The sequence below is a fragment of the Capnocytophaga haemolytica genome (assembly GCF_001553545.1).
Classification (GTDB): domain Bacteria; phylum Bacteroidota; class Bacteroidia; order Flavobacteriales; family Flavobacteriaceae; genus Capnocytophaga; species Capnocytophaga haemolytica.
Window position 1 is genome coordinate 420,732 of sequence record NZ_CP014227.1, and the last position, 20,721, is coordinate 441,452.

18 protein-coding genes, 2 tRNA genes and 1 pseudogene are annotated in these 20,721 nt (G+C 43.5%); 14 read left to right on the forward strand and 7 right to left on the reverse strand.

Going from position 1 to position 20,721, the window contains the following annotated elements:
* Nucleotides 1-42 precede the first annotated feature (42 nt).
* Entirely contained in the window at nucleotides 43-879 is an 837-nt protein-coding gene (locus AXF12_RS01975) for a mechanosensitive ion channel family protein (RefSeq protein WP_066427975.1), read from the forward strand.
* A 198-nt stretch (nucleotides 880-1,077) separates the two neighbouring features.
* Here the strand turns inward: AXF12_RS01975 and AXF12_RS01980 are convergent, their stop codons facing one another.
* From AXF12_RS01980 to AXF12_RS01995, 4 genes are all read right to left on the reverse strand, one after another.
* Nucleotides 1,078-1,491 carry a hypothetical protein gene (locus AXF12_RS01980; RefSeq protein WP_066427976.1) on the reverse strand — a complete coding sequence of 138 codons (414 nt, stop codon included), beginning with the start codon at nucleotides 1,489-1,491 and terminating at the stop codon, nucleotides 1,078-1,080.
* Nucleotides 1,492-1,672: 181 nt separating this feature from the next.
* Entirely contained in the window at nucleotides 1,673-2,665 is a 993-nt protein-coding gene (locus AXF12_RS01985; protein ID WP_066427977.1) for a DUF4837 family protein, read from the reverse strand.
* A gap of 148 nt (nucleotides 2,666-2,813) precedes the next feature.
* A complete protein-coding gene (gene purN / locus AXF12_RS01990) occupies nucleotides 2,814-3,380 on the reverse strand; it encodes a phosphoribosylglycinamide formyltransferase (protein WP_066427978.1) in 567 nt (188 codons plus the stop codon).
* Nucleotides 3,377-3,784, reverse strand: a complete 408-nt coding sequence (locus AXF12_RS01995) for a ribonuclease P protein component (protein WP_066427979.1) — start codon at nucleotides 3,782-3,784, stop codon at nucleotides 3,377-3,379. The genes purN and AXF12_RS01995 overlap by 4 nt, the downstream gene beginning before the upstream one ends.
* A 215-nt stretch (nucleotides 3,785-3,999) precedes the next feature.
* On the opposite strand from AXF12_RS01995, the gene AXF12_RS02000 reads away from it, so the two are divergent.
* A complete protein-coding gene (locus tag AXF12_RS02000) occupies nucleotides 4,000-4,425 on the forward strand; it encodes a hypothetical protein (protein ID WP_066427980.1) in 426 nt (141 codons plus the stop codon).
* Nucleotides 4,426-4,463: 38 nt separating this feature from the next.
* On the opposite strand, the gene AXF12_RS02005 is transcribed toward AXF12_RS02000, so the two are convergent.
* Together AXF12_RS02005 and AXF12_RS02010 are read right to left on the reverse strand one after the other, a co-directional pair.
* Nucleotides 4,464-4,534, reverse strand: a tRNA-Gln gene (locus AXF12_RS02005).
* 49 nt (nucleotides 4,535-4,583) lie between these two features.
* Nucleotides 4,584-4,657, reverse strand: a tRNA-Gln gene (locus tag AXF12_RS02010).
* A 205-nt stretch (nucleotides 4,658-4,862) separates the two neighbouring features.
* On the opposite strand from AXF12_RS02010, the gene AXF12_RS02015 reads away from it, so the two are divergent.
* The 9 genes from AXF12_RS02015 (at nucleotide 4,863) to AXF12_RS02055 (ending at nucleotide 14,928) form a co-directional block, all read left to right on the forward strand.
* Entirely contained in the window at nucleotides 4,863-5,366 is a 504-nt protein-coding gene (locus tag AXF12_RS02015; RefSeq protein ID WP_066427981.1) for a TlpA family protein disulfide reductase, read from the forward strand.
* A 156-nt stretch (nucleotides 5,367-5,522) separates the two neighbouring features.
* Entirely contained in the window at nucleotides 5,523-9,764 is a 4,242-nt protein-coding gene (glgP, locus tag AXF12_RS02020) for an alpha-glucan family phosphorylase (protein ID WP_066427982.1), read from the forward strand.
* 189 nt (nucleotides 9,765-9,953) lie between these two features.
* Nucleotides 9,954-11,315, forward strand: a complete 1,362-nt coding sequence (locus AXF12_RS02025) for an OmpA family protein (protein WP_066427983.1) — start codon at nucleotides 9,954-9,956, stop codon at nucleotides 11,313-11,315.
* A 163-nt stretch (nucleotides 11,316-11,478) separates the two neighbouring features.
* Nucleotides 11,479-11,931 carry a 6-pyruvoyl trahydropterin synthase family protein gene (locus tag AXF12_RS02030; RefSeq protein WP_066427984.1) on the forward strand — a complete coding sequence of 151 codons (453 nt, stop codon included), beginning with the start codon at nucleotides 11,479-11,481 and terminating at the stop codon, nucleotides 11,929-11,931.
* Nucleotides 11,932-11,958: 27 nt separating this feature from the next.
* Nucleotides 11,959-12,420: a hypothetical protein gene (locus tag AXF12_RS02035; protein ID WP_066427985.1), complete on the forward strand. Its 462-nt coding sequence runs from the start codon at nucleotides 11,959-11,961 to the stop codon at nucleotides 12,418-12,420.
* The gene (locus tag AXF12_RS02040) at nucleotides 12,417-13,178 is read left to right on the forward strand and encodes a UDP-2,3-diacylglucosamine diphosphatase (RefSeq protein WP_066427986.1); all 762 of its coding nucleotides are present in this window, start codon (nucleotides 12,417-12,419) and stop codon (nucleotides 13,176-13,178) included. The genes AXF12_RS02035 and AXF12_RS02040 overlap by 4 nt, the downstream gene beginning before the upstream one ends.
* Before the next feature lie 15 nt (nucleotides 13,179-13,193).
* Nucleotides 13,194-13,850 (forward strand): spermidine synthase, encoded by a 657-nt coding sequence (locus tag AXF12_RS02045; protein WP_066427987.1) that lies wholly within the window; start codon nucleotides 13,194-13,196, stop codon nucleotides 13,848-13,850.
* Nucleotides 13,847-14,353, forward strand: coding sequence for a CAP domain-containing protein (locus tag AXF12_RS02050; RefSeq protein WP_066427988.1), 507 nt, complete (start codon nucleotides 13,847-13,849; stop codon nucleotides 14,351-14,353). Before AXF12_RS02045 ends, AXF12_RS02050 begins: the two co-directional genes overlap by 4 nt.
* Complete coding sequence (locus AXF12_RS02055; RefSeq protein ID WP_317045044.1) at nucleotides 14,350-14,928, forward strand: TatD family hydrolase; 579 nt, start codon at nucleotides 14,350-14,352, stop codon at nucleotides 14,926-14,928. Before AXF12_RS02050 ends, AXF12_RS02055 begins: the two co-directional genes overlap by 4 nt.
* An 84-nt stretch (nucleotides 14,929-15,012) precedes the next feature.
* On the opposite strand, the gene AXF12_RS02060 is transcribed toward AXF12_RS02055, so the two are convergent.
* Nucleotides 15,013-15,297 carry a hypothetical protein gene (locus tag AXF12_RS02060; RefSeq protein WP_066427990.1) on the reverse strand — a complete coding sequence of 95 codons (285 nt, stop codon included), beginning with the start codon at nucleotides 15,295-15,297 and terminating at the stop codon, nucleotides 15,013-15,015.
* 209 nt (nucleotides 15,298-15,506) lie between these two features.
* Here AXF12_RS02060 and AXF12_RS02065 point away from each other — a divergent pair, with 209 nt between their 5' ends.
* The 3 genes and pseudogenes from AXF12_RS02065 to AXF12_RS02075 all read left to right on the forward strand — a co-directional run bounded on the left by AXF12_RS02065 (nucleotide 15,507) and on the right by AXF12_RS02075 (nucleotide 20,705).
* A complete protein-coding gene (locus tag AXF12_RS02065; RefSeq protein WP_066427991.1) occupies nucleotides 15,507-17,594 on the forward strand; it encodes a glycoside hydrolase family 97 protein in 2,088 nt (695 codons plus the stop codon).
* 349 nt (nucleotides 17,595-17,943) lie between these two features.
* Nucleotides 17,944-18,365: pseudogene (locus AXF12_RS02070) on the forward strand (hypothetical protein).
* Nucleotides 18,366-18,593: 228 nt separating this feature from the next.
* Complete coding sequence (locus AXF12_RS02075) at nucleotides 18,594-20,705, forward strand: glycoside hydrolase family 97 protein (protein ID WP_066427992.1); 2,112 nt, start codon at nucleotides 18,594-18,596, stop codon at nucleotides 20,703-20,705.
* The last annotated feature ends 16 nt before the right edge of the window (nucleotides 20,706-20,721 follow it).

Consider the following 20,721-nt stretch of genomic DNA (forward strand, 5'->3'; position numbering starts at 1 on the left):
GTAAGGCATTTGTAACAAAATAACTTAAAGAAGAGAAGACTTATGAATGAGTTTACAACCTTAGATTTTGAAGCCGTACTTAAGGAGTGGATTACGAATCTTATCAAGTACATCCCTACTTTGCTGGCTACCATTGCCTTGTACATTGCAGGGCGTTATCTTATCCGATTTATTACCAAAGTGTTAAAGAGCCTGATGGAGCGGCGTAATGTCGATACCGCTTTGGAGGGATTCCTGTTGCAGGTGGTGCGTTGGATTCTCTACATCGCACTTTTCCTAACCATTGTGCAGATCATTGGGCTGCCTGCCACTCAGTTTATTGCCATCATCACTTCGGGCTTTGTAGCGGTAGGCCTGGCGTTGCAAGGTTCGCTATCGAACTTTGCCAGTGGCATTATGATATTGGTGTTCAAGCCCTTCCGTGTAGGTGACACTATCGAAGGTAATGGCGAAAAGGGTGTGGTGAAGAATATCGGCTTATTCGCCACTACGCTCAATAAAGGCGATAATGAGCAGGTGATTATCCCTAATACGCAGCTTACCAGCAATAGCATCATCAACTACACACGTGAGGAGAAGCGGCGCGTGCGGGTTCCTGTGGGCATAGGCTATACCTCGGACATACAAAAAGCGCGCGAAATACTCTTAGACATCGCCGCTAAGGAACCACTCTCCCTGAAAGAAAGCGATGTCGCACCGAGTGTGATTGTTGAGGAACTTGCCGATAGCTCGGTGAATATTGCCTTGCGCTATTGGTGTAAATCAACTGACTATGGCACTTGCTACTACCGCACTCTGGAGGAAATCAAATATCGTTTCGATGCTGAGGGCATTGAAATACCTTTCCCACAAACGGACGTATACCTGCACAAAACCTAAAATACGCTACAAAAAATTTTCCTAAATAGGAGATAAAGCAAGGTTAATGCATAGATAAAGCATAGGTAATGCATAGGTAATTCCACAAAAAATAGAAAGCGCAAAACTCTAAAAACAATTCTTTTTGGAAATGTTTTTTAGAGTTTTGCGCTTTTTATAGTATGATCTCTAATTAATATATTAAGCCTAAAAATCGCACTAATCCAAGATTTCGCTCTCGTCGAACACCTCACCATCGGAGGAGCAAGCCATAAAGACGATATCCTCTACAACCCCTCCGTAGAAGAACATCAACTGATCGCCCACCACCGAGATATTGTTCAATTTAAGATGCTTTTCAAAAGCTTTTTCATCGAGATAAGGCTCATCACCATCGCGGATTTCGTCGTTATAAGTTTCGGTGTGCTGGTCAGCTAAGAATTTCTTTGCCTTTACATCCAAGAGTTCTAACTTGTTAAGGACGTTGTTCACCAGCGGGAGCACCTCGGAGAGATCTTCACCATCAGGCTCTACCTCCACTTCAATTTTTCTCTTTTTTAGGGTGGTCTCTAAACGATAAGCACCACTGCTACTTTTGTGTTTTTTTAGTTCATTAATAGTAATTTCTTTCACAGTATATGGTTTTTATTTAAATGAGGTGCAAAGGTAATATTTTTTGGATAAACAGCAAGTGTTTTTCAGGTTTATTTTCTCAAAAAGGGCAGAAGAAGTGTGTAATTGAGATATTTAGCATATAATATAACGAAGTGCGCCGCGCTTTAGCGCGGCGCACTTAGAATATGGAAGTAAAAATTTATTTTTTAGTGGTGAATTTTATAGACTTGATGATTGCTTCGAGCTCAAAAAGGAAGTCGCGCTTGGGCACCATTGGTGCTGAGACGAAGCCTTCGGCTACTACCCAACGCTTGTTGTTTTTATCTTCAATCATATAGTTGACGTAGGGGCCTCCTAAAGGGAAGTCTTTTACCTCCCAAAGCCCTTTGCTTTCAATGGTGCGGTGCCCTTTGAGTTGTGTTTCGAAGATGCTTGGTGCTAAGTAGGTTTCGGTGACCATATACATTCCCTCTTTGGGACCTGGTATGTAGCGTTTGCCTATGGAGTCGCGCATTTTTACGATACTCTGGGCTTTGTCATCAGGAGTGATGAAGGGTTGGGCTGGCATCTCGTAGAGGATGATGTTTGCAGTTCCTCCCTTGATAGGGCGCTCAATCCAGAAGAAGTTATTTTCTTTCTTCACTACCTTATATACTGAGGGCATTGTAAAGCTAAAGCCTAAAGCCTGCTCTACCTGAGGGTCGTTATTCAGTGAGGAGGTAAATCGTTTTTGTGCTTCGGCAAGGTCGTTATTTTTAAAGGCATAGATGAACTGCTCGGCATACTCTTCTACTTTGCAGGCGATCTCTCGGTGGGTTTTGCCTTGTACGATCCCTACTACTTGGGGACGGGCAAAGGCATTGTCTTTGATGTAAGCCTTGCAGGGCTCTTCTTTGCGGATTAGTAGGATATTGCGGCTATTGCGCGTATTGCCCTCGAATACCTGAGGGGGCACTTGGTGAAGTGAGAAGGTAGGTTCTTCGGTAGGGAGCCCATCGACAGGGGCTGCGAAGTACTTGCGGATGGTATCGCCCACGGAACCTTCCCATAGCTCATTATCAATCACTACGGCTAAGGAATTGAGTTGCCCCACAGATTCGGGTAGGTATATTTGTCCCTGTCCTTTTTTGTTAGGATTGCAGGAGCTCATCAATAGGGTTAGCGCAACGAATATGTATAATAGGCGTTTCATAAAAAATCTAATTGTTTTTAATGTAAAAAGCATACAGCGAAAATCGTTCCAAACTGTGTTTTACGGCAAAAAAAAGTGTTTTTTTTAAGCAATATAACTATAGTATGCTGATTTACAGTGTAGATATATTTTAGTGTTTCTCTATTTTTTAGGGAAAGAGAAGACGCTCAATCACTTCTGGGAGGTGGCGATATTCGAGGGAGTGTATTTTCTCGGCTAAGCGCTCTGCGTTATCGCTTCGTTCCACTTCCGTTTTTGCTTGGTAGATGATGGTGCCTTGATCATAGTGCTCATTGACGTAGTGTATGGTGATGCCGCTTTCACTTTCGCCGTGGGCTATAACGGCTTCGTGCACAAAGTGTCCGTACATTCCTTTGCCACCGTATTTAGGCAGTAGGGCAGGGTGGATGTTGATGATGCGGTTGGGGAATGCCTCGATGATGGGTGTAGGGAATTTCCAGAGGAAGCCCGCTAACACAATGAGATCGGGCTGTAATTGCTTCATTAGTGAAAGGACTATCTCGCTGTGGTATAAGACATTGCGATCGGCAACTAAGGTGGGAACTCCGAGGTGTTTGGCACGTGAAAGTACTCCCGCTTGTGGGTTGTTGGTGATGATGAGGGTTACCTCTGCGTTGCCTTTTTCTTGGAAATAGGTGGTGATACGTTCGGCATTAGTGCCTGATCCTGAGGCGAAAATGATGATTTTTTTCATTCTTCAGTGGGTTCTATGGGTGTTTCTCCTTTGAGTTTGGCTTGGAATTTTTCGAAGCATCGGGTTACTTTTTGATAGATGAGGGGATAGTCGGCGATTTCTTTACCTATATATACGAAAGCCAGTGCATAAGGCTCGCTGGTGATGGTGCTAAGGGTGTGTTTTTGGAGGCGGTAGCACTCGCGGATGAGGCGTTTTAGTCTGTTGCGATGTACGGCGCGCTTAAAGCTGCGTCTGGGTACGCTTACGAGCATTTGGAAAGGGACTTCCAAGGCGGGAATAGGGGTGAATACGAGGCGTAGGGGATAGCTCTGGACGCTGTCTCCTTCGGTAAATAGCTGCTGAATGTACTTGTGTTTGCAGAGTTTTTCAGCCTTTGGGAATGAGTAGTTTGATGGTTCCAAATTGATAGGTTGCCTTTGTAGGTAGTGATGCAAATAAGGTGCAAAAGTAGTAAAAAAATCGTTTAGGAGAGATAAAAGACTGAAATATTTTTTGGTTTAAAGAGCTGAACTAAGGATAGGTAAAGTGTTAAAGTTTCGTTAAACAAGGGGCTTGAAGGGGTGTTTTTCGGTTATTATTTTGTAACTTTGCGGGAAAGAAGTAAATTGAGTAGCTTATGAAAACACTTGTATTTCAATTTGATAACAACTATATGTTCCGTTTGATGCAAGGAGCAGTGTGGGTTGATGGGCAGCGGTTGACCATCTTTAAAGAGAAGGTGAAGGAAAAACGAGTGGAGCTTCCTGAGGGGGCTAAGGAGCTTGTTTTAACAATAGAAAAGTACAGTTCTATGCCTATTGCTGTTGCAAATTTGCCCGAAAACCAGACGCATTATTTTAAGGTACGCAGCAGGGTGAGCAATGCTTTTTATGTGGTGGCGTATGTGTTGTTCTTTGGTTTCTTATGTTTAGAATTTTGGCATAGTAAACCTGATATTTTACTTTGGCTGGAAGGTTTTATGGTCGTACCTTTTATGATATTAGTGTATGTGCAACTTTTTAAACGCAAGGGGATGATCGTGGTAAAGAGAGTAGAGGTGTAGGTATAAAAAAAGCTACCTTAAAATAGGTAGCTACGTTGTTGGCCTACAAGGACTCGAACCCTGAAAAACAGAACCAGAATCTGCTGTGTTACCATTACACCATAGGCCAGAAAAAGATCTGAAAAAAGCTACTCAGCTGAGTAGCTTTGAAGTTTTATTGGTTGGCTTACAAGGACTCGAACCTTGAATAACAGAACCAAAATCTGCTGTGTTACCATTACACCATAAGCCAATCTCTTCATTTTTGCGGTGCAAAGGTACGACTATTTTCAAATCTCACAAATATTTTTGTAATATTTTTGTAAAAAAGTTTTTTGAGAGTTTTTATCTCACTGAATTTCAATGCAGTATTTTTTGTTGAAAAATTATTTACTTTTTTCTTTGCCAGTTAAAATTATTGCCGTACTTTTACGCTTTCAAATCAACGATTTTTTTAAATGAAAAAACAAAGTATTTTAGTAGTTGTAGTGATTCTTTTTTTAGGACTTACCTATGGGTTTAGCAGCCGAACAAAGCAGAACCCACTGCCACGCCATACGCCAGCTCCTGAGATCGTGTTGCCGCAGCCCGATGGCATGCCGCTTGCGCTCTCTTCCCTCAAAGGGAAGTATGTGCTTATCGACTTTTGGGCAAGCTGGTGCCCGCCCTGCCGCAAGGAGAGCAAGCACTTGAAAAAAGCCTATGAAACCTATAAGAACAAGGGCTTTACCATCTACTCGGTATCGGTGGATAAAGATGCCAGCAAGTGGCTGAAGGCGATCAAAGACGATGGGCTCAGCTGGCACCACGTGCGCGATGTCGATGGCAAGGCATCGGACACCTATGGTATACGCGAGATCCCTGCCCCTATCCTTATTGACCCCCAAGGAGAGGTTATAGCACAAGGCGATGCCCTACTTGGCAAAGCACTTGCAGAAACACTGAAAAAGTATGTACAATAGGGGGTAGAGAACAGAGAGTAGAGGTCAGAGAGCAGAGAGTAAAGTTGACGCTTGATACCTTACATCTGACCCCTGAAAACTAATATGGAATAATTCACGAGCGAAGGGTTTGGGCACTCAAAGCTCAAAGCTCAAAGCTCAAAGCTGATATAAATAATGAGTATTACCAAGAAATTCAATCCTGACTATGTATTTGAAACCAGTTGGGAGGTTTGCAACAAGGTGGGCGGTATCCACACCGTGATTGCTACCAAGGCTTTGAGTATGTCAAAGCAGTTCAGGAGCAAGTACATCACTATTGGTCCTGATATATGGCAACACGCTGAAAATGCGGAATTTGTGGAAAATCCCGACCTCTTTAAGTCGTGGCGTGCTAAGGCTGCCAACGAGGGGCTACGTGTGCGCGTAGGGAATTGGAATATCCCTGGCACACCGATCGCTATATTGGTCGATTTCTCACACTATGTGAGCAACAAAAACGACATCCTGCGCTTCTATTGGGATAACTATAAGCTCGACTCCTACAATAGCTCTTGGGACTACATCGAGTCCGTGCTCTTTGGTTATGCCGCAGGGAAGGTAATTGAGAGTTTTGTGAAGTTCAACACCGCCTCACGCGAGAATGTGATATGCCATTTCCACGAATGGCAGACAGGTAGTGGGTTGCTGTATATTGAGAATCAAATGCCTAAGGTAGGTTCGGTGTTCACCACCCACGCCACCGTAGTGGGTAGGTCTGTAGCAGGCAATGGGTTGCCACTCTACAACAATATGAAGGGCTATGAGCCTGAACAAACCGCTTACCGCTTTGGGGTACAGCACAAGTACTTCCTTGAGAGAGAGGCAACTAAGGTGGCAGACTGCTTCACTACAGTGAGCGAAATCACGGCTGCAGAGGCTGAGCACTTCTTAGGCAGAAAGGTGGATATCATCACCCCTAACGGCTTTGAGGACAGCATAGTGCCCGCTGATAAGGCTTTTGACAAGAAACGCACAGAGGCTAAAAAGCAACTGCATCGCGTAGCGCAGGCTCTCTTGGGCTATACGCTGCCTGAGGACATTAAGATGGTAGCCATCAGTGGGCGTTATGAGTTTCGCAACAAGGGCATTGATGCCTTCATCGATGCCCTCGGTGCACTGAATCGCAATACGAAGAACAAGAAGGAGTTGTTGGCATATATCCTCATCCCAACAGCATACGATGGGGTAAATGAGGACTTATTGCACAACCTCAAAACACCTCAGCAGGCGCGCCCATCAGTGCAGAACCGCTTGACGCACAACCTGCCAAGCCCTGACAACGACCCTATCCTGCGCCGCCTCTCTGAGCAGCAGCTCTTTAACCGCAAAGAAGACAAGGTAAAGGTAGTCTTCTGCCCAAGTTACCTCAATGGGAGTGATGGTGTATTCGGTTTGCCGTACTACGACCTGCTCATCGGGCTCGACGCTACAGCCTTCCCTTCGTACTACGAACCTTGGGGCTATACACCGCTCGAAAGTTTGGCATTCAAGGTGCCTACCATCACCACTAATTTGGCAGGCTTTGGCAAATGGGTAAACGATTATTACCCTGAAAAGCAAAAGGCGATTGAAGTGGTAAAGCGTACTGATAGCAATTATGGCGAGGTAGTAGCCGCTGTTACCAAGAACTTCCAGAATGTGCTTGACGCTAAGGAAACAGAGTTTAACGCACTGCGCGAAGCAGCTGCCAAAGTAGCTCAGATCGCCCTGTGGAAGAACTTAGTGAAGTACTACCTCGAATGCTACAAAAAGACGCTCGAGAACATCGAAGAGCGCGTTGAAGCATTGCCACCAATGGAAGTGGACGGGGTGGCCTATATGGAAAAGACCAAAGTGGTCAATACCCCTAACTGGCGCAGTGTGATTATCCACCGTGCCATACCCGATGCCTTACAACCACTCGAAGAGTTAGCAAAGAATATATGGTGGAGCTGGAACGACGAGGCTTACGAACTCTTTAAGTACATTGATAAAGATCGCTGGATTGAGATGCGCAAAAACCCTATCGCCCTGCTGGATACCATCTCACTCAAACGCTACAAAGAGCTGGAAAGCGACCGCACCTTTATGGCTAACTTAGGCAAGGTGTATGCAGATTTCCAAGCGTATATGGCTAAGAAAGACGAGATGGTAAGCCCATCAGTGTCCTATTTCAGTATGGAATACGGCTTGCACTCCTCCCTGAAGATCTATTCTGGTGGCTTGGGTGTATTAGCAGGCGACTACCTGAAAGAGGCGAGCGATAAGGCTACTAAGATCACCGGTGTGGGATTGCTGTATCGCTATGGCTATTTCACCCAAAAGCTCTCAGCTGCGGGCAACCAAGAGGCTGATTACGAAGCTCAGGACTTCTCAAAGATACCTGTAACCCCCATAACTGACGAAAGTGGTAAATGGCTAATCATATCGTTGCCGCTGCCAGGACGTACGCTCAACGCTCGTGTATGGCGCGTAGACGTTGGTCGCGTTGAACTTTACCTTTTAGATACTGATTTTGAGGATAACCGTGAAGACGACCGCTCCATCACCCACCATCTCTATGGTGGCGATTGGGAGAACCGTCTCAAACAAGAGATGCTACTCGGTATGGGGGGTATCAAGATGTTGCGCAAACTCGGCATCAACAGCGAGGTGTACCACTGCAACGAAGGGCACGCAGCCTTCATCGGGCTGGAACGCCTGAGTGAGTACATCGAGCAAGATCATCTGAGCTTCTCCGAGGCTATGGAAGTGGTGCGCGCCTCATCGCTATTCACCACCCACACCCCTGTGCCTGCTGGGCACGACGCCTTTGAAGAAGGAATGCTGCGCAACTACATCGAGTACTACACCGATAAGCTCCACGTAAATTGGGAACAGATACTCGCCTTGGGTAAAATCAACTTGCAAGACCCTAAAGAGAAGTTCTCAATGAGCAACCTCGCAGCCAACCTCTCACAAGAGGTGAACGGCGTAAGCTGGCTACACGGCGAGGTCAGCAAGGAAATCCTTAAAGACCTATGGCCTGGCTATATGCCCGAAGAACTGCACATCAGCTACGTAACCAACGGCGTGCACCAACCTACCTGGACAGGCGGCTCTTGGAAAGAAGTAGAAGAAGAGGTGTTTGGCAAGGATTTTAAAGAGCACCACTTTGACCCTAAGAGCTTCGAGGGTATCTACAAAGTATCCGACAAGCGCGTGTGGGAGATACGCAACGCGCTAAGGGCTAAGCTCCTGCGCCGCGTAGAACAGAAATTGCGTTTAGAGAAAAACACCCCTTACTTCTCACCACGCCAATTGGTAGAAATCAAAGAGAACCTACGTGAGGACATCCTCACCATAGGCTTCGCCCGTCGCTTTGCCACTTACAAGCGTGCACACTTGCTCTTCACCAATTTGGAGCGTTTAGACCAGATTATTAACAACCCCGAACGCCCCGTGCAGTTCATCTTTGCTGGGAAAGCACACCCCGCAGACAAAGCAGGTCAGGACTTGATAAAGAACATCGTGGAAATATCCAAACTGCCACAGTTCTTAGGCAAAATCCTCTTTGTACCTAACTACGATATGGAACTCGCCCGCCACTTAGTGCAAGGGGTAGACGTGTGGATGAACACCCCAACACGCCCATTGGAAGCCTCAGGCACCAGCGGTGAGAAGGCAGCAATGAATGGTGTAATGCACTTCAGTGTACTTGATGGCTGGTGGGTAGAAGGCTATCGTGAAGATGCAGGCTGGATGTTACCTATGGAACGCGCTTACGAAAACCAAGAATATCAAGACGAAATGGACGCCGAGATGATCTACAACATCATCGAGGACGACATTGCCCCTATATTCTACGACCAGAATAAGGAAGGCATCTCATCGCGCTGGTGTGCTATGATCAAGAACACCATAGCCAAAGTGGCAGTGAACTTCACCACCACCCGTATGCTCACCGACTACGAAAACCAATACTACTTCCCAATGCGCGACCGCGTAGCGAGCCTCAAGGAAAACAACTTCGCCCGCGCTATTGAGATCTCTGATTGGAAACGCAAGGTAACTCAGGAGTGGGACAATATCAAGGTAGTAGGCATCTCCGTGCCAAACCGCTCTGAGCAACTCATCTCCATAGGGAAAACCTATCGCGGTGAAGTTACCCTCGATGTGGCAGGCTTACGCGCCGAAGATGTAGGCGTAGAGCTGGTAGTAGCCCAGAAGAAAGACGATAAAATCAAGGTAATCAACACCGAAGAGTTTAAAGTGATGAGTGTAGAAGGCAACAAAGCCACCTACGAGCTGGAAGCAGCTTCCGAAATACCAGGGGCATTGCAGCTGGCAATACGCATCTTCCCTAAAAATGCACTCTTGCCTCACCGACAAGATTTTGCCTTAGTGAAGTGGCTGTAAAGTGTCTTTTTTGATTGTATTAAATTGATTATCATATTTTTATACAAGTAAAAAGCACTGTGTAAGCGACTTATTAAATTTCAAAAAAAATTAAATTTATAAAAAAAAATTGGCATAAATTGTATTTGTATTAAAATAATGCCTATATTTGCGCCAAAATTAAAATAGTAATCAAATTCATTTTTAAGTATGAAGAAAATCAAAGTAACTTTATTTGCTTTGGCTGCCACCTTTACAGTAGCAGTTCAAGCGCAAGATGAAAACAATCCTTGGCAAATAGGATTTGGAGTTAACTCAGTTGATATTCGTACTCCAGAAGATTTTGGAGAAGTATTAAAGGACTGGGGTGGACCGAGTGATATCAATATTCTTCCTGCTGTATCACGTCTTTCAGTAGGTAGATATATTGGGAAAGGTTTCTCGGCAGAAATAGCAGGATCATTGAACAAGATCGAAAAAGGCTATGGTTATGTAAAAGATGCTGAGAAAGTAGACTACTCATTCTGGGCTGCAGATTTAAGAGTACAGTATCACTTGAACTCTCTTTGGAAAGGTGCAAGATGGTTTGACCCTTACTTGCAAGTAGGTGGTGGTTATGCTTCAATTGATGATGAAGGGAAACTACGCGGCTTAGGCGGTGGTGGTTTGAACCTTTGGTTGACCCAGAACATCGGTTTGAACTTACAGACTACTTACAACCCTACATTTAAGTCAAAATCTACTGAGGATTACTTCCAACACGCAGCAGGTATCACTATTAAGTTTGGTGTGAAAGACCGTGATAAAGACGGTGTGCCTGATAAAGATGACGCTTGTCCTGATGAACCAGGTAAGAAAGAACTTCAAGGTTGCCCAGACCGTGATGGTGATGGTGTAGCTGACAAAGACGATCTTTGCCCAGATGAAGCAGGTAAGCCAGAATTGAAAGGTTGTCCTGACCGTGATGGTGACGGTATCGCTGATAAAGACGATGCTTGTCCAGATGAAGCAGGTCTTGCTGAATTCAACGGTTGCCCTGACACAGATGGTGATGGTGTACCAGATAACCTCGACCAATGTAAAGATGTAGCAGGTCCTAAGGAAAACAACGGTTGCCCTTGGCCAGATACAGATGGTGACGGCGTTCTTGACAAAGATGACGAATGTCCAGATGTTCCTGGTACTGTTGAAAACAAAGGTTGCCCTGAAGTAACTAAGGAAGTTCAAGATCAATTGAACTCTTATGCTAAGACAATCTTGTTTGATGTAGGTAAAGCAACTATCAAACCACAGTCAGCAACTATCTTGAACCAAATCGTTGATGTATTGAACAAATACAAAAACTCTAAGTTCTCAATTGAAGGTTATACTGACATCACAGGTAAGAGAGCTAAGAACATTAAGCTTTCTGAAGACAGAGCTTACTCTGTTAAGGCTTACTTGATTGAAAAAGGTATTGATGAAGGTCGCCTTACTGCAAAAGGTTTCGGTCCTGACAAACCAATTGCGTCTAACAAGACTAAGAAAGGTAGAGAACTCAACAGACGTGTAGAAATTAACTTGATAAAATAGTTAATTAAAATTTAAATAAGAAAGGATGCTCGGAAGGGCATCCTTTTTTATTTATACACCTTATTATATAATGGCAAATATAGATTTTTAATATATTTACAAGTCCCACCTTTTCTGTATTGCGATATTTATTGTATCTTTGCAACCTAAAACAAGTTGAAGAATGGCAAAAATACGCATCACTAAGAAATTTGACTTTGAGGCAGGGCACGCATTATACGGCTATGATGGTAAGTGTAAGAACCTTCACGGACACAGTTATAAACTGTGGGTAACGGTGATAGGAGAGCCTATTGCTGATGCTGAAAATATAAAGTGTGGTATGGTAATTGATTTTGGCGATCTCAAACGTATTGTCAATGATAAGATTATTGAGCAATTTGACCACGCTATGGTATTTAACGCTCAGTCGCCACACAGGGTGCTCGCTGATGAGCTACAAGCCAAAGGGCATCGTATTATAAAGGTAGACTACCAGCCAACGAGTGAGAACTTAGTAGTTGACTTTGCTCAGCGCATTGCTGAAGAACTACCATCACATATTACGCTCTTTTCAGTGAGACTACAAGAGACGGATAGTTCGTATGCAGAGTGGTATGCAAGGGATAATGAGTAAGGAAAGTAGAAATTAGGAGTTAGGAAGATGATTTACATCATTTATTTCGCAATACTCTTTCTTCTGATTTGTTGGGTCATTTATCAAAAAGGGAATGAGGAGATTAGTATGGAGGAAATACGTAAGAACTGGAAAGCGTTCAGCATTGAAGCAGAGAAATGGAAGGTGATCAATAAATATGATTTATATAAATTAGAAAATAGAGGTAAATATGGTGTGCTTGTTTTTGATAAGGAAGTAACGGCGTCACCATATCCATATAGTTTGCCACCAACATCGGAAGCTACTAAGCAGCACGCTTATCTCTGTTATTATGATAAAAAGAATAAACGTCTACCACGTTACTGGGCTGATATTTATGGTATAGATGCTAATGTAATACAAGCTAAGATTAATGTACAAGGTTTTGTAATAGTATATACAAATGGAAAAGGTAGATTCAGAATTGACCTTGACTTTCTAAATAAAGACATTCAAGAACTGCAATGAAAATAGAACTTAAAAACGGCAAAAAACTCTACTTCGCTTCCGATAATCACCTCGGCGCGCCCACAGCAGCCTTGAGCAGACCTCGTGAAGAGAAATTTGTGCGGTTTTTAGACGAAATAAAGCCCGATGCAGAGGCCATTTTCCTGCTGGGCGACCTTTTCGACTTCTGGTTTGAATATAAAACAGTGGTGCCGAAAGGTTTCGTTCGCACTTTGGGCAAACTCGCCGAAATACGCGACAGTGGCATTCCGATTTACTTCTTCGTAGGAAATCACGACCTGTGGATGGACGATTACTTCGAAAAAGAGCTGAACATCCCCGTGTTTCGCCGCCCGTTAGAGGTAGAATGCGCAGGGAAAACCTTCCTCATTGGCCACGGGGACGGTCTTGGTCCAGGAGATAAAGGTTACAAACGTATGAAGAAGATTTTTACCAATCCTTTCTGCCGTTGGCTTTTCCGTTGGCTTCATCCTGACGTAGGAGTGCGCCTCGCACAGTATCTTTCGGTAAAAAACAAGCTCATTTCAGGCAAAGAAGATGTAAAATACCTCGGTGACGACCAAGAATGGCTCGTGCAATACTGCAAAGAGAAATTAAAAACAAAACATTACGACTTTTTCCTCTTCGGACACCGACATTTGCCCTTAGAAATCACATTGGAACCCCATTCTACCTATATTAATACAGGCGATTGGATCAATTACTACACTTACGGGGAATTTAACGGCGATCAGCTGTCCCTTAAAACATATAATTAAGAAAATAAACTAAAAATGTTACGAAAATTACTCAGTTATCTATTTCCTATCAATATCGAGACAGTCGATTCGGCATTTAGTGGCAAAATTGAGCTAAATTTACACCGTGGGAAGTTGGTTTTGGACACCGCCCACACAAATTATTCCTACGGAAGTCTGCAACGGATTCTCCTCAGAGGATTACAGCAGATCGGCACCGACAGAGTGCGAATGATGGACAATATTTTGGTGCTCGGGCTGGCGGGGGGCAGCGTTGTGCGAAGCCTTACTGAAGAGATCCGTTGTAGGGGGAAAATCACCGGTGTGGATATCGATCCGGAAATGATACTGCTCAGCAAGCGCGTATTTCACTTAGATGAAATCGAAAACTTGCAAATAATATGTGCCGATGCCTATCGCTTTGCCAAGGAAGACAAATCGCGCTACGAGCTCATCATCGTAGATGTTTTTCAGGACGATAAAATACCGCCGTTCGTCCTCCGCAGAAGTTTTTCAAACATTCTCCTGCAACGCCTTACCCGAAAGGGTTGCATACTCTTCAACACTATCTGTATTTCACAAGAGGACAGGCTGAGGAATGAAAAATTTATCGAACAAAGCCGCCTCTTGTGCCACGTAAAGACGATGGACGATGTCAATGGAACAAATCAGTTAATATTTTTATATAAATGAAAAAATTTTTATTCATCACAGTTATTTTGGTAAGTGCTTTGCAATGCAGCAAGGCGCAGGACAACAAGGAGGATAATCCTCAGCAAAAACAGCAAACAACTACCTTAAAGGGTAATGATCTGTTATTAAAGTTAGTGAATGAGCAGCGCGCTAAGGGGTGTAATTGTGGGAGTACGAGATTCCGACCTGCTCCAGCGCTTGTATGGAGTAATCAATTAGAAAAGATAGCACAGAAGCACAGTGAATATATGTACGAGAAACAAGAGCTTACACACGGCGATGGAATGGATGCCCCAGGTAGAAGATTGAGAGAGGGAGGGTATAAGTATACTACTTGGGCAGAGAATGTAGCAGCAGGGCAAAAGAATGAGCGTGAGGTGATAAAGTCTTGGTTGAGCAGTCCTCCACATTGTGCGAATATTATGAACCCCAATCTTCAGGAGATGGGCATAGGGCGCAAAGGTAACTATTGGACGCAACTCTTTGCCACTCCTAAGCAATGATGTATTTAGATGTTCATTCGCATAGGCAGCATTCTGACGCTTGTACGTTGGTCATTCGTAATCAATACCCACTTTCTTGTGAGGTTGAAGAGCCTTTCTCGGTAGGGATACACCCTTGGTATTGTGAGGATTGGCAAGAGCAGTTGCGTGCATTGCACTTTGTAGCACGGCATCCCAATTGTTTTGCTATTGGAGAATGTGGTTTGGACAAGATGTGTGACACTGATTTTGCATTACAGATGCAGATTTTTAAGGAGCAAATTGCACTTTCCGAGTGCTTGGAGCTACCTTTGATTATCCATTGTGTGAGGGCTTATAGTGAGATCGTGAGTGTGAAGAAACAAATACAACCTAAGCAGCTGTGGGTGCTACACGGCTTTCATAAGAATGAGGCAGTGGCAAGGTTATTGACCCAGAATGGCATAGTGCTTTCTTTTGGTAAGGCTTTACTTTGCAGTGAAAAAGTGCAGAAAGTATTTACTTCACTTGAGGAAGGTTCTTATTTCTTTGAGACTGATGATGCGGCTTTCTCAGTAAAAGAAATCTATGCGAAAGCCAAGTCGTTGTTGACTTAAAGGATAAGGGAACATATACAAAAGAAGACCATCCAAAGATTAGTCTATGGGTAGTTTTCTTTTTTAGTTTTTAGGGGTTGATCGCTACACTAATGCTGAAATGACAGTGGCAACCCCAAAGATAATCCCTGGCATATTAGCAAAAGCGATAGGCAGGTCGCGGGGTGTTTTAAAGAGCCCGTAGCAAGTCCAGACGGTGCAATTGACACTTGCGGCTAAGGGTTGTAGAAACCTATCGTGCTCAGGAGAGGCTAAATTACCTTGAATTGTGTCAATATAAAATACGTACATTGCCACTGATAAGGCGGTACCGATCCACCCTAAGATGGTGATAAACTTGTCTGAGTTTTTTACTTCATTATTACTCATAGTGTTTGTTTTTTAATTATTAAATTCGGTGCAAAAGTAAAATTTCACACGAGAAGGGCAAATAAAATTACTTAAAAAAAACTATTTTCACCCAAAAGCTACCTCATATACAGTTATTTACTTCTTAAAAAAGTAAGATAAAAATTTGTCAGTTATAAAAATAAGTGCTAACTTTGCCCTAAATTTAGCAACTAAAAACATTCCTGAATATGAGAAAAATATTGTTATTTGCAGCAATTACAATGGTGCAATGGTTGATGGCACAACAGCAGCAGTCGCCTAATGGTGAGGTGATGCTGACCTTTGCACTTACGGCTGAGGGAGCCCCTACCTATAGAGTGGATTACAAGCATAAGCCTGTAATCAAGGAGAGCCGTATGGGTTTTGCCCTTAAGAATATTGAGAGTTTTGATAGGGGCTTCACAGTAGTCGATACGAAAACAACTACTTTTGATGAAACTTGGCAGCCTGTATGGGGTGAGGAGAGCCATATTCGCAATCACTACAACGAATTGGCGGTAAGGTTACGGCAAAAGAATACGGGACGCGAGATGCTTATACGCTTTAGAGTGTATGATGAAGGGGTAGGCTTCCGCTATGAGTTCCCACGACAGGCAGAATTAAAGTACTTTGTCATCAAGGAGGAGCTCACTGAGTTTGCGATGACGGGCGATTACAAAGCGTGGTGGATTGCAGGGGATTATGATACTCAGGAGTATGATTACACCGAAAGCCGCCTTTCGCAGATACGCACCCTGCACGATAAGGCTGTAACGCCCAATGCCTCACAGACGCCCTTCTCACCTACAGGGGTGCAGACGGCGCTGATGATGAAGACTGACAACGGTCTCTATATCAATCTACACGAAGCTGCTTTGGTGGATTTCCCGTGTATGAGTTTGAATTTGGACGATAAGAAGATGGTGTTTCAGGCGTGGCTAACACCTGATCCTCGGGGCGATAAAGGCGATATACATACGCCTTTTAGCACTCCTTGGCGTACGGTGATGGTGAGCGATGATGCGCGCAATATTTTGGCATCGCGCCTTATACTCAACCTCAATGAGCCTTGTGCTCTGAAAGATACTTCGTGGATACACCCTATTAAGTATGTAGGCGTCTGGTGGGAGATGATCACAGGTAAGAGTACTTGGGCATATACGGATGAACTTCTTCTCGAGCCCTTGAACAAGGTGGATTACACCAAACTCAAACCCAATGGACGACACGGTGCTAACAATGATAATGTGCGCCGCTATATTGATTTTGCTGCCAAACACGGGTTTGACCAAGTGTTGGTGGAAGGTTGGAACATAGGCTGGGAGAATTGGCACGACTACGATTTCGTAACGTCCTATCCTGATTTTGACCTTAAAGCACTCAATGACTATGCCCATAGTAAAGGGATAAAACTGATGATGCACCACGAGACTTCGGGTGAGGCGGGCAACTATGAGCGACGCCTAAGTGATGCTTATAAACTGATGAAAGTGTATGGCTATGATGCTGTGAAAAGTGGTTATGTGGGTGATCTTACGCCACGTGGTGAATACCATTACAGCCAGTGGGCAGTAGGGCACTACCTCTATGCTATAAAAGAGGCGGCCAAGCACCACCTGATGGTCAATGCACACGAAGCAGTGCGTCCTACGGGTTTGTGTAGGACGTATCCGAACCTCATTGGCAATGAGGCTGCACGAGGTACTGAGTTTGAAGCCTTTGGTGGCAGTAAGCCTTTTCATACCACTATTTTGCCATTTACGCGCTTGCAAGGAGGGCCTATGGACTATACACCAGGCATCTTAGAAACGCAAGTATGGTATACCAACCCTGATAACAAGAGTTGGGCTCGTAGCACATTGGCAAAGCAGTTGGCATTATATGTAACGATGTACAGTCCGTTGCAGATGGCTGCTGACCTGCCCGAGAACTACGAGAAGTTTGCCGATGCCTTTCAATTTATCAAAGATGTGCCAGTGGATTGGCAGAAGAGTGTATACTTAGAGGCAGAACCAGGGCAGTACATCACCATAGCTCGCAAGGACAAGCATTCGGATGATTGGTATATAGGCAATACATCCAATGAAAATGGGCATAGCTCGCAACTGTCACTCAGTTTTTTGGATAAGAGTAAGAAGTATGAGGCAACTATTTATGCAGACGCTGCAAATGCTGATTATGAACATAATCCCAAGGCTTATACCATTACCAAACAAAAAGTAACCTCTAAAAGCAAGTTGAAGCTCAGAGCCGCAAAAGGAGGTGGTTATGCCATTGCATTGCGAGTAATGCGATAGAAGAGTTATGATGTGAAAATGTGTATTTTTGCAGCCAAATAAGATTTTTGGACAGTAGAATTCAATGAATGTTAAAAAAGAAAAATTAGTTAGGAGAATAAAGAACCATAAAGAAAATTTTTCTAAAAACCAACTATGATTTATATAGTTTTATATAAGTATTTTTTTGTTTATGAGGGGGGTATTTAGGAAAATTTTATGTAACGAAAATATAAAAAATGTTAAAATTATTTGGAGGTGTAATTTAATTGTTCTAATTTTGCGCCCTGAAATAAATTAGGATTTTAAAGAAATGGGTACTATAACTACTATATAACTCATTTTAATTGTAAAACTAAGAATATAATTTATGACAGGTACAGAATTACAACAAATGCTTGATGTGCACATTGTCAAGAGATGAAAGCTGGTATGCCAGGGTTCCTTTTCTACGGGATATTGAGTTGCACCGATGGCACGACACTTTCAAAAGCGTCTGCTAGCGATGACGTGGCAAAGTTCATAGAGGAAGAATCCGCTTCACACTTGACTATTGTGAATCAAGTGAAGAAGGTTTTAGGTTCCTCTAATAAAGTTGTGGGCTCTTTGGAGTTAGACTTTATTTTAGTTGAAACAGATAAAATAACCTTTATGTTTATGATATCTGCTTTAGGAAAATTCTTCTCTATTACAGCATTAGATAGAGAAAAGTCAAATTTAGCTATTTCGAGGACATTACTTTATAAGTGTAAGGCTGAGTTTGGTACAATGTTAGATGATTTCTTTGATTAGAGTTTCTAAACGGAGAGTTCATTTTTATAGTTTTTAATATTTAGAATTTTAAAAAGCTTTATATAGGAAAATCTTATATAAGGCTTTTTTGTTTATAATCAGTGAGTTCGTAAAGAATCGTTTATTTAAAGTAAAAAAAATTATAAAAAAAAGTTAAAAAATATTTGCATAGTTAAAATTATCGCCGTACCTTTGACGCCCGATTTTGAAGATTAAAAAAAGTAGTATATGAGAAAGATTTTTTTGTTAGTAACACTGTTAATGAGCTGTGTAACAATGGCTCAGACGCAGAAATCGCCTAATGGCGATGTAACACTGACCTTTGCCCTTACGGCTGATGGCACGCCTACCTACAAGGTGGCTTATAAAAACAAGGCGGTGGTAAACGAAAGTAAATTAGGGTTTTTGCTAAAGGATACAGAACCTCTTACGAAAGGTTTTAAAGAGGTAGAGAAGAAGACTTCGACCTTTAAAGAGACTTGGAAACCCGTGTGGGGTGAGGAAAGTGAAATCCTCAACCACTACAATGAGCTATTGGTATGCCTTAACCAAGAAGGCACGAACCGAAAAATGAACATTCGTTTTCGCGTGTACAACGAGGGAGTGGGCTTCCGCTATGAGTTCCCTTCACAAAAAGAACTCACCTATTTTGTAATAGAGGAAGAACTCTCGCAGTTTGCGATGACCGGAGACCACACCGCTTGGTGGATTCCTGGGGACTACGATACCCAAGAATACGACTATACGGAAAGTAAGCTCTCCGAAATTCGCGGATTGATGAAAGAAGCTGTTACCGAAAACGTATCGCAGTTCGCTTTTTCACCTACCGGCGTACAAACTTCTTTAATGATGAAAACCAAAGACGGCTTGTATATCAATCTTCACGAAGCGGCTTTGGTAGACTACTCGCTAATGAACCTAAACTTAGACGACAAGACTTTCGTCTTCCAATCGTGGCTAACGCCCGATGCACAGGGAGCTAAAGGCTATTTGCAAGCCCCTTGTCACAGTCCTTGGCGTACTATTATGGTGAGTGATGACGCTCGTAAAATCTTGGCGTCACGCCTTATCCTCAACCTCAACGAACCTTGCGCTATTGCCGATACTTCGTGGATTAAACCTGTGAAGTATGTGGGCGTTTGGTGGGAAATGATTACCGGTAAAAACTCTTGGAGTTATACCAACGACCTTCCTGCAGTAGACCTTAATACGGTGGATTACACCAAAACCAAACCTAATGGTACCCACGGCGCTACCAACGAAGAAGTGCGCAAATACATCGATTTTGCAGCAAAACACGGCTTCGACCAAGTGCTTGTGGAAGGTTGGAATATAGGATGGGAAGACTGGTTCGGACACAAAAAGGACTATGTGTTCGATTTTGTAACTCCTTACCCCGACTTCGACCTTAAAGCTCTCAACGAATACGCTCACTCTAAAGGTGTAAAACTGATGATGCACCACGAAACTTCGGGCTCTACGCGCAACTACGAGCGCCATATGAAAGCCGCTTACGAGTTGATGAACCAATACGGCTACAACTCAGTGAAAACTGGGTATGTAGGCGATATCCTCCCTGTGGGTGAACACCACTATAGCCAATCGACTATCAATCATTACCTCTATGTGATTAAAGAAGCAGCCAAACACAAAATAATGGTGAATGCGCACGAAGCAGTACGCCCTACTGGTCTCTGCCGTACTTACCCGAATATGATAGGTAACGAATCAGCTCGCGGTACTGAGTACGAGGCTTTTGGAGGTAATAAAGTATTCCACACCACTATTTTGCCTTTCACTCGTTTGCAAGGAGGACCTATGGACTATACTCCTGGTATCTTCGAAACTGAGGTGAAAAACGTAAATCCTAATAACACCAGTCAGGTACACACTACTTTGGCACGCCAATTAGCGTTGTATGTAACGATGTACAGTCCGCTACAAATGGCAGCCGACTTGCCAGAGAACTACGAGAAGCATATGGACGCTTTCCAATTCATTAAAGATGTACCCGTAGATTGGCAAAAGAGCGTATACCTTGAAGCAGAACCAGGACGTTACATCACCATTGCGCGTAAAGATAAACACAGCAACGATTGGTACGTAGGTTGTACGGCTCACGAAGGCGGACATACCTCAGAGCTTCTGCTCAACTTCTTGGACAAAGGTAAGAAGTACGAGGCTACTATCTACGCTGATGCCAAAGATGCCAACTGGAAAACCAATCCGAAGGCATATACCATCACCAAACAAAAAGTAAATGCTAAAACCAAATTGAAACTTACTGCCGCTCAAGGCGGAGGGTATGCTATTAGCATTAAAGAAGTGAGAAGCAAGTAGAGAGAAGTGAGAGGCA

Coding starts and splice junctions, on each gene's coding strand:
- AXF12_RS01975 (WP_066427975.1), top strand. CDS start 43: ATGAATGAGTTTACAACCTTAGATTTTGAAGCCGTACTTAAGGAGTGG.
- AXF12_RS01985 (WP_066427977.1), bottom strand. CDS start 2,665: ATGAAACGCCTATTATACATATTCGTTGCGCTAACCCTATTGATGAGC.
- purN (WP_066427978.1), bottom strand. CDS start 3,380: ATGAAAAAAATCATCATTTTCGCCTCAGGATCAGGCACTAATGCCGAA.
- AXF12_RS02000 (WP_066427980.1), top strand. CDS start 4,000: ATGAAAACACTTGTATTTCAATTTGATAACAACTATATGTTCCGTTTG.
- AXF12_RS02015 (WP_066427981.1), top strand. CDS start 4,863: ATGAAAAAACAAAGTATTTTAGTAGTTGTAGTGATTCTTTTTTTAGGA.
- glgP (WP_066427982.1), top strand. CDS start 5,523: ATGAGTATTACCAAGAAATTCAATCCTGACTATGTATTTGAAACCAGT.
- AXF12_RS02025 (WP_066427983.1), top strand. CDS start 9,954: ATGAAGAAAATCAAAGTAACTTTATTTGCTTTGGCTGCCACCTTTACA.
- AXF12_RS02030 (WP_066427984.1), top strand. CDS start 11,479: ATGGCAAAAATACGCATCACTAAGAAATTTGACTTTGAGGCAGGGCAC.
- AXF12_RS02035 (WP_066427985.1), top strand. CDS start 11,959: ATGATTTACATCATTTATTTCGCAATACTCTTTCTTCTGATTTGTTGG.
- AXF12_RS02040 (WP_066427986.1), top strand. CDS start 12,417: ATGAAAATAGAACTTAAAAACGGCAAAAAACTCTACTTCGCTTCCGAT.
- AXF12_RS02045 (WP_066427987.1), top strand. CDS start 13,194: ATGTTACGAAAATTACTCAGTTATCTATTTCCTATCAATATCGAGACA.
- AXF12_RS02050 (WP_066427988.1), top strand. CDS start 13,847: ATGAAAAAATTTTTATTCATCACAGTTATTTTGGTAAGTGCTTTGCAA.
- AXF12_RS02055 (WP_317045044.1), top strand. CDS start 14,350: ATGATGTATTTAGATGTTCATTCGCATAGGCAGCATTCTGACGCTTGT.
- AXF12_RS02060 (WP_066427990.1), bottom strand. CDS start 15,297: ATGAGTAATAATGAAGTAAAAAACTCAGACAAGTTTATCACCATCTTA.
- AXF12_RS02065 (WP_066427991.1), top strand. CDS start 15,507: ATGAGAAAAATATTGTTATTTGCAGCAATTACAATGGTGCAATGGTTG.
- AXF12_RS02075 (WP_066427992.1), top strand. CDS start 18,594: ATGAGAAAGATTTTTTTGTTAGTAACACTGTTAATGAGCTGTGTAACA.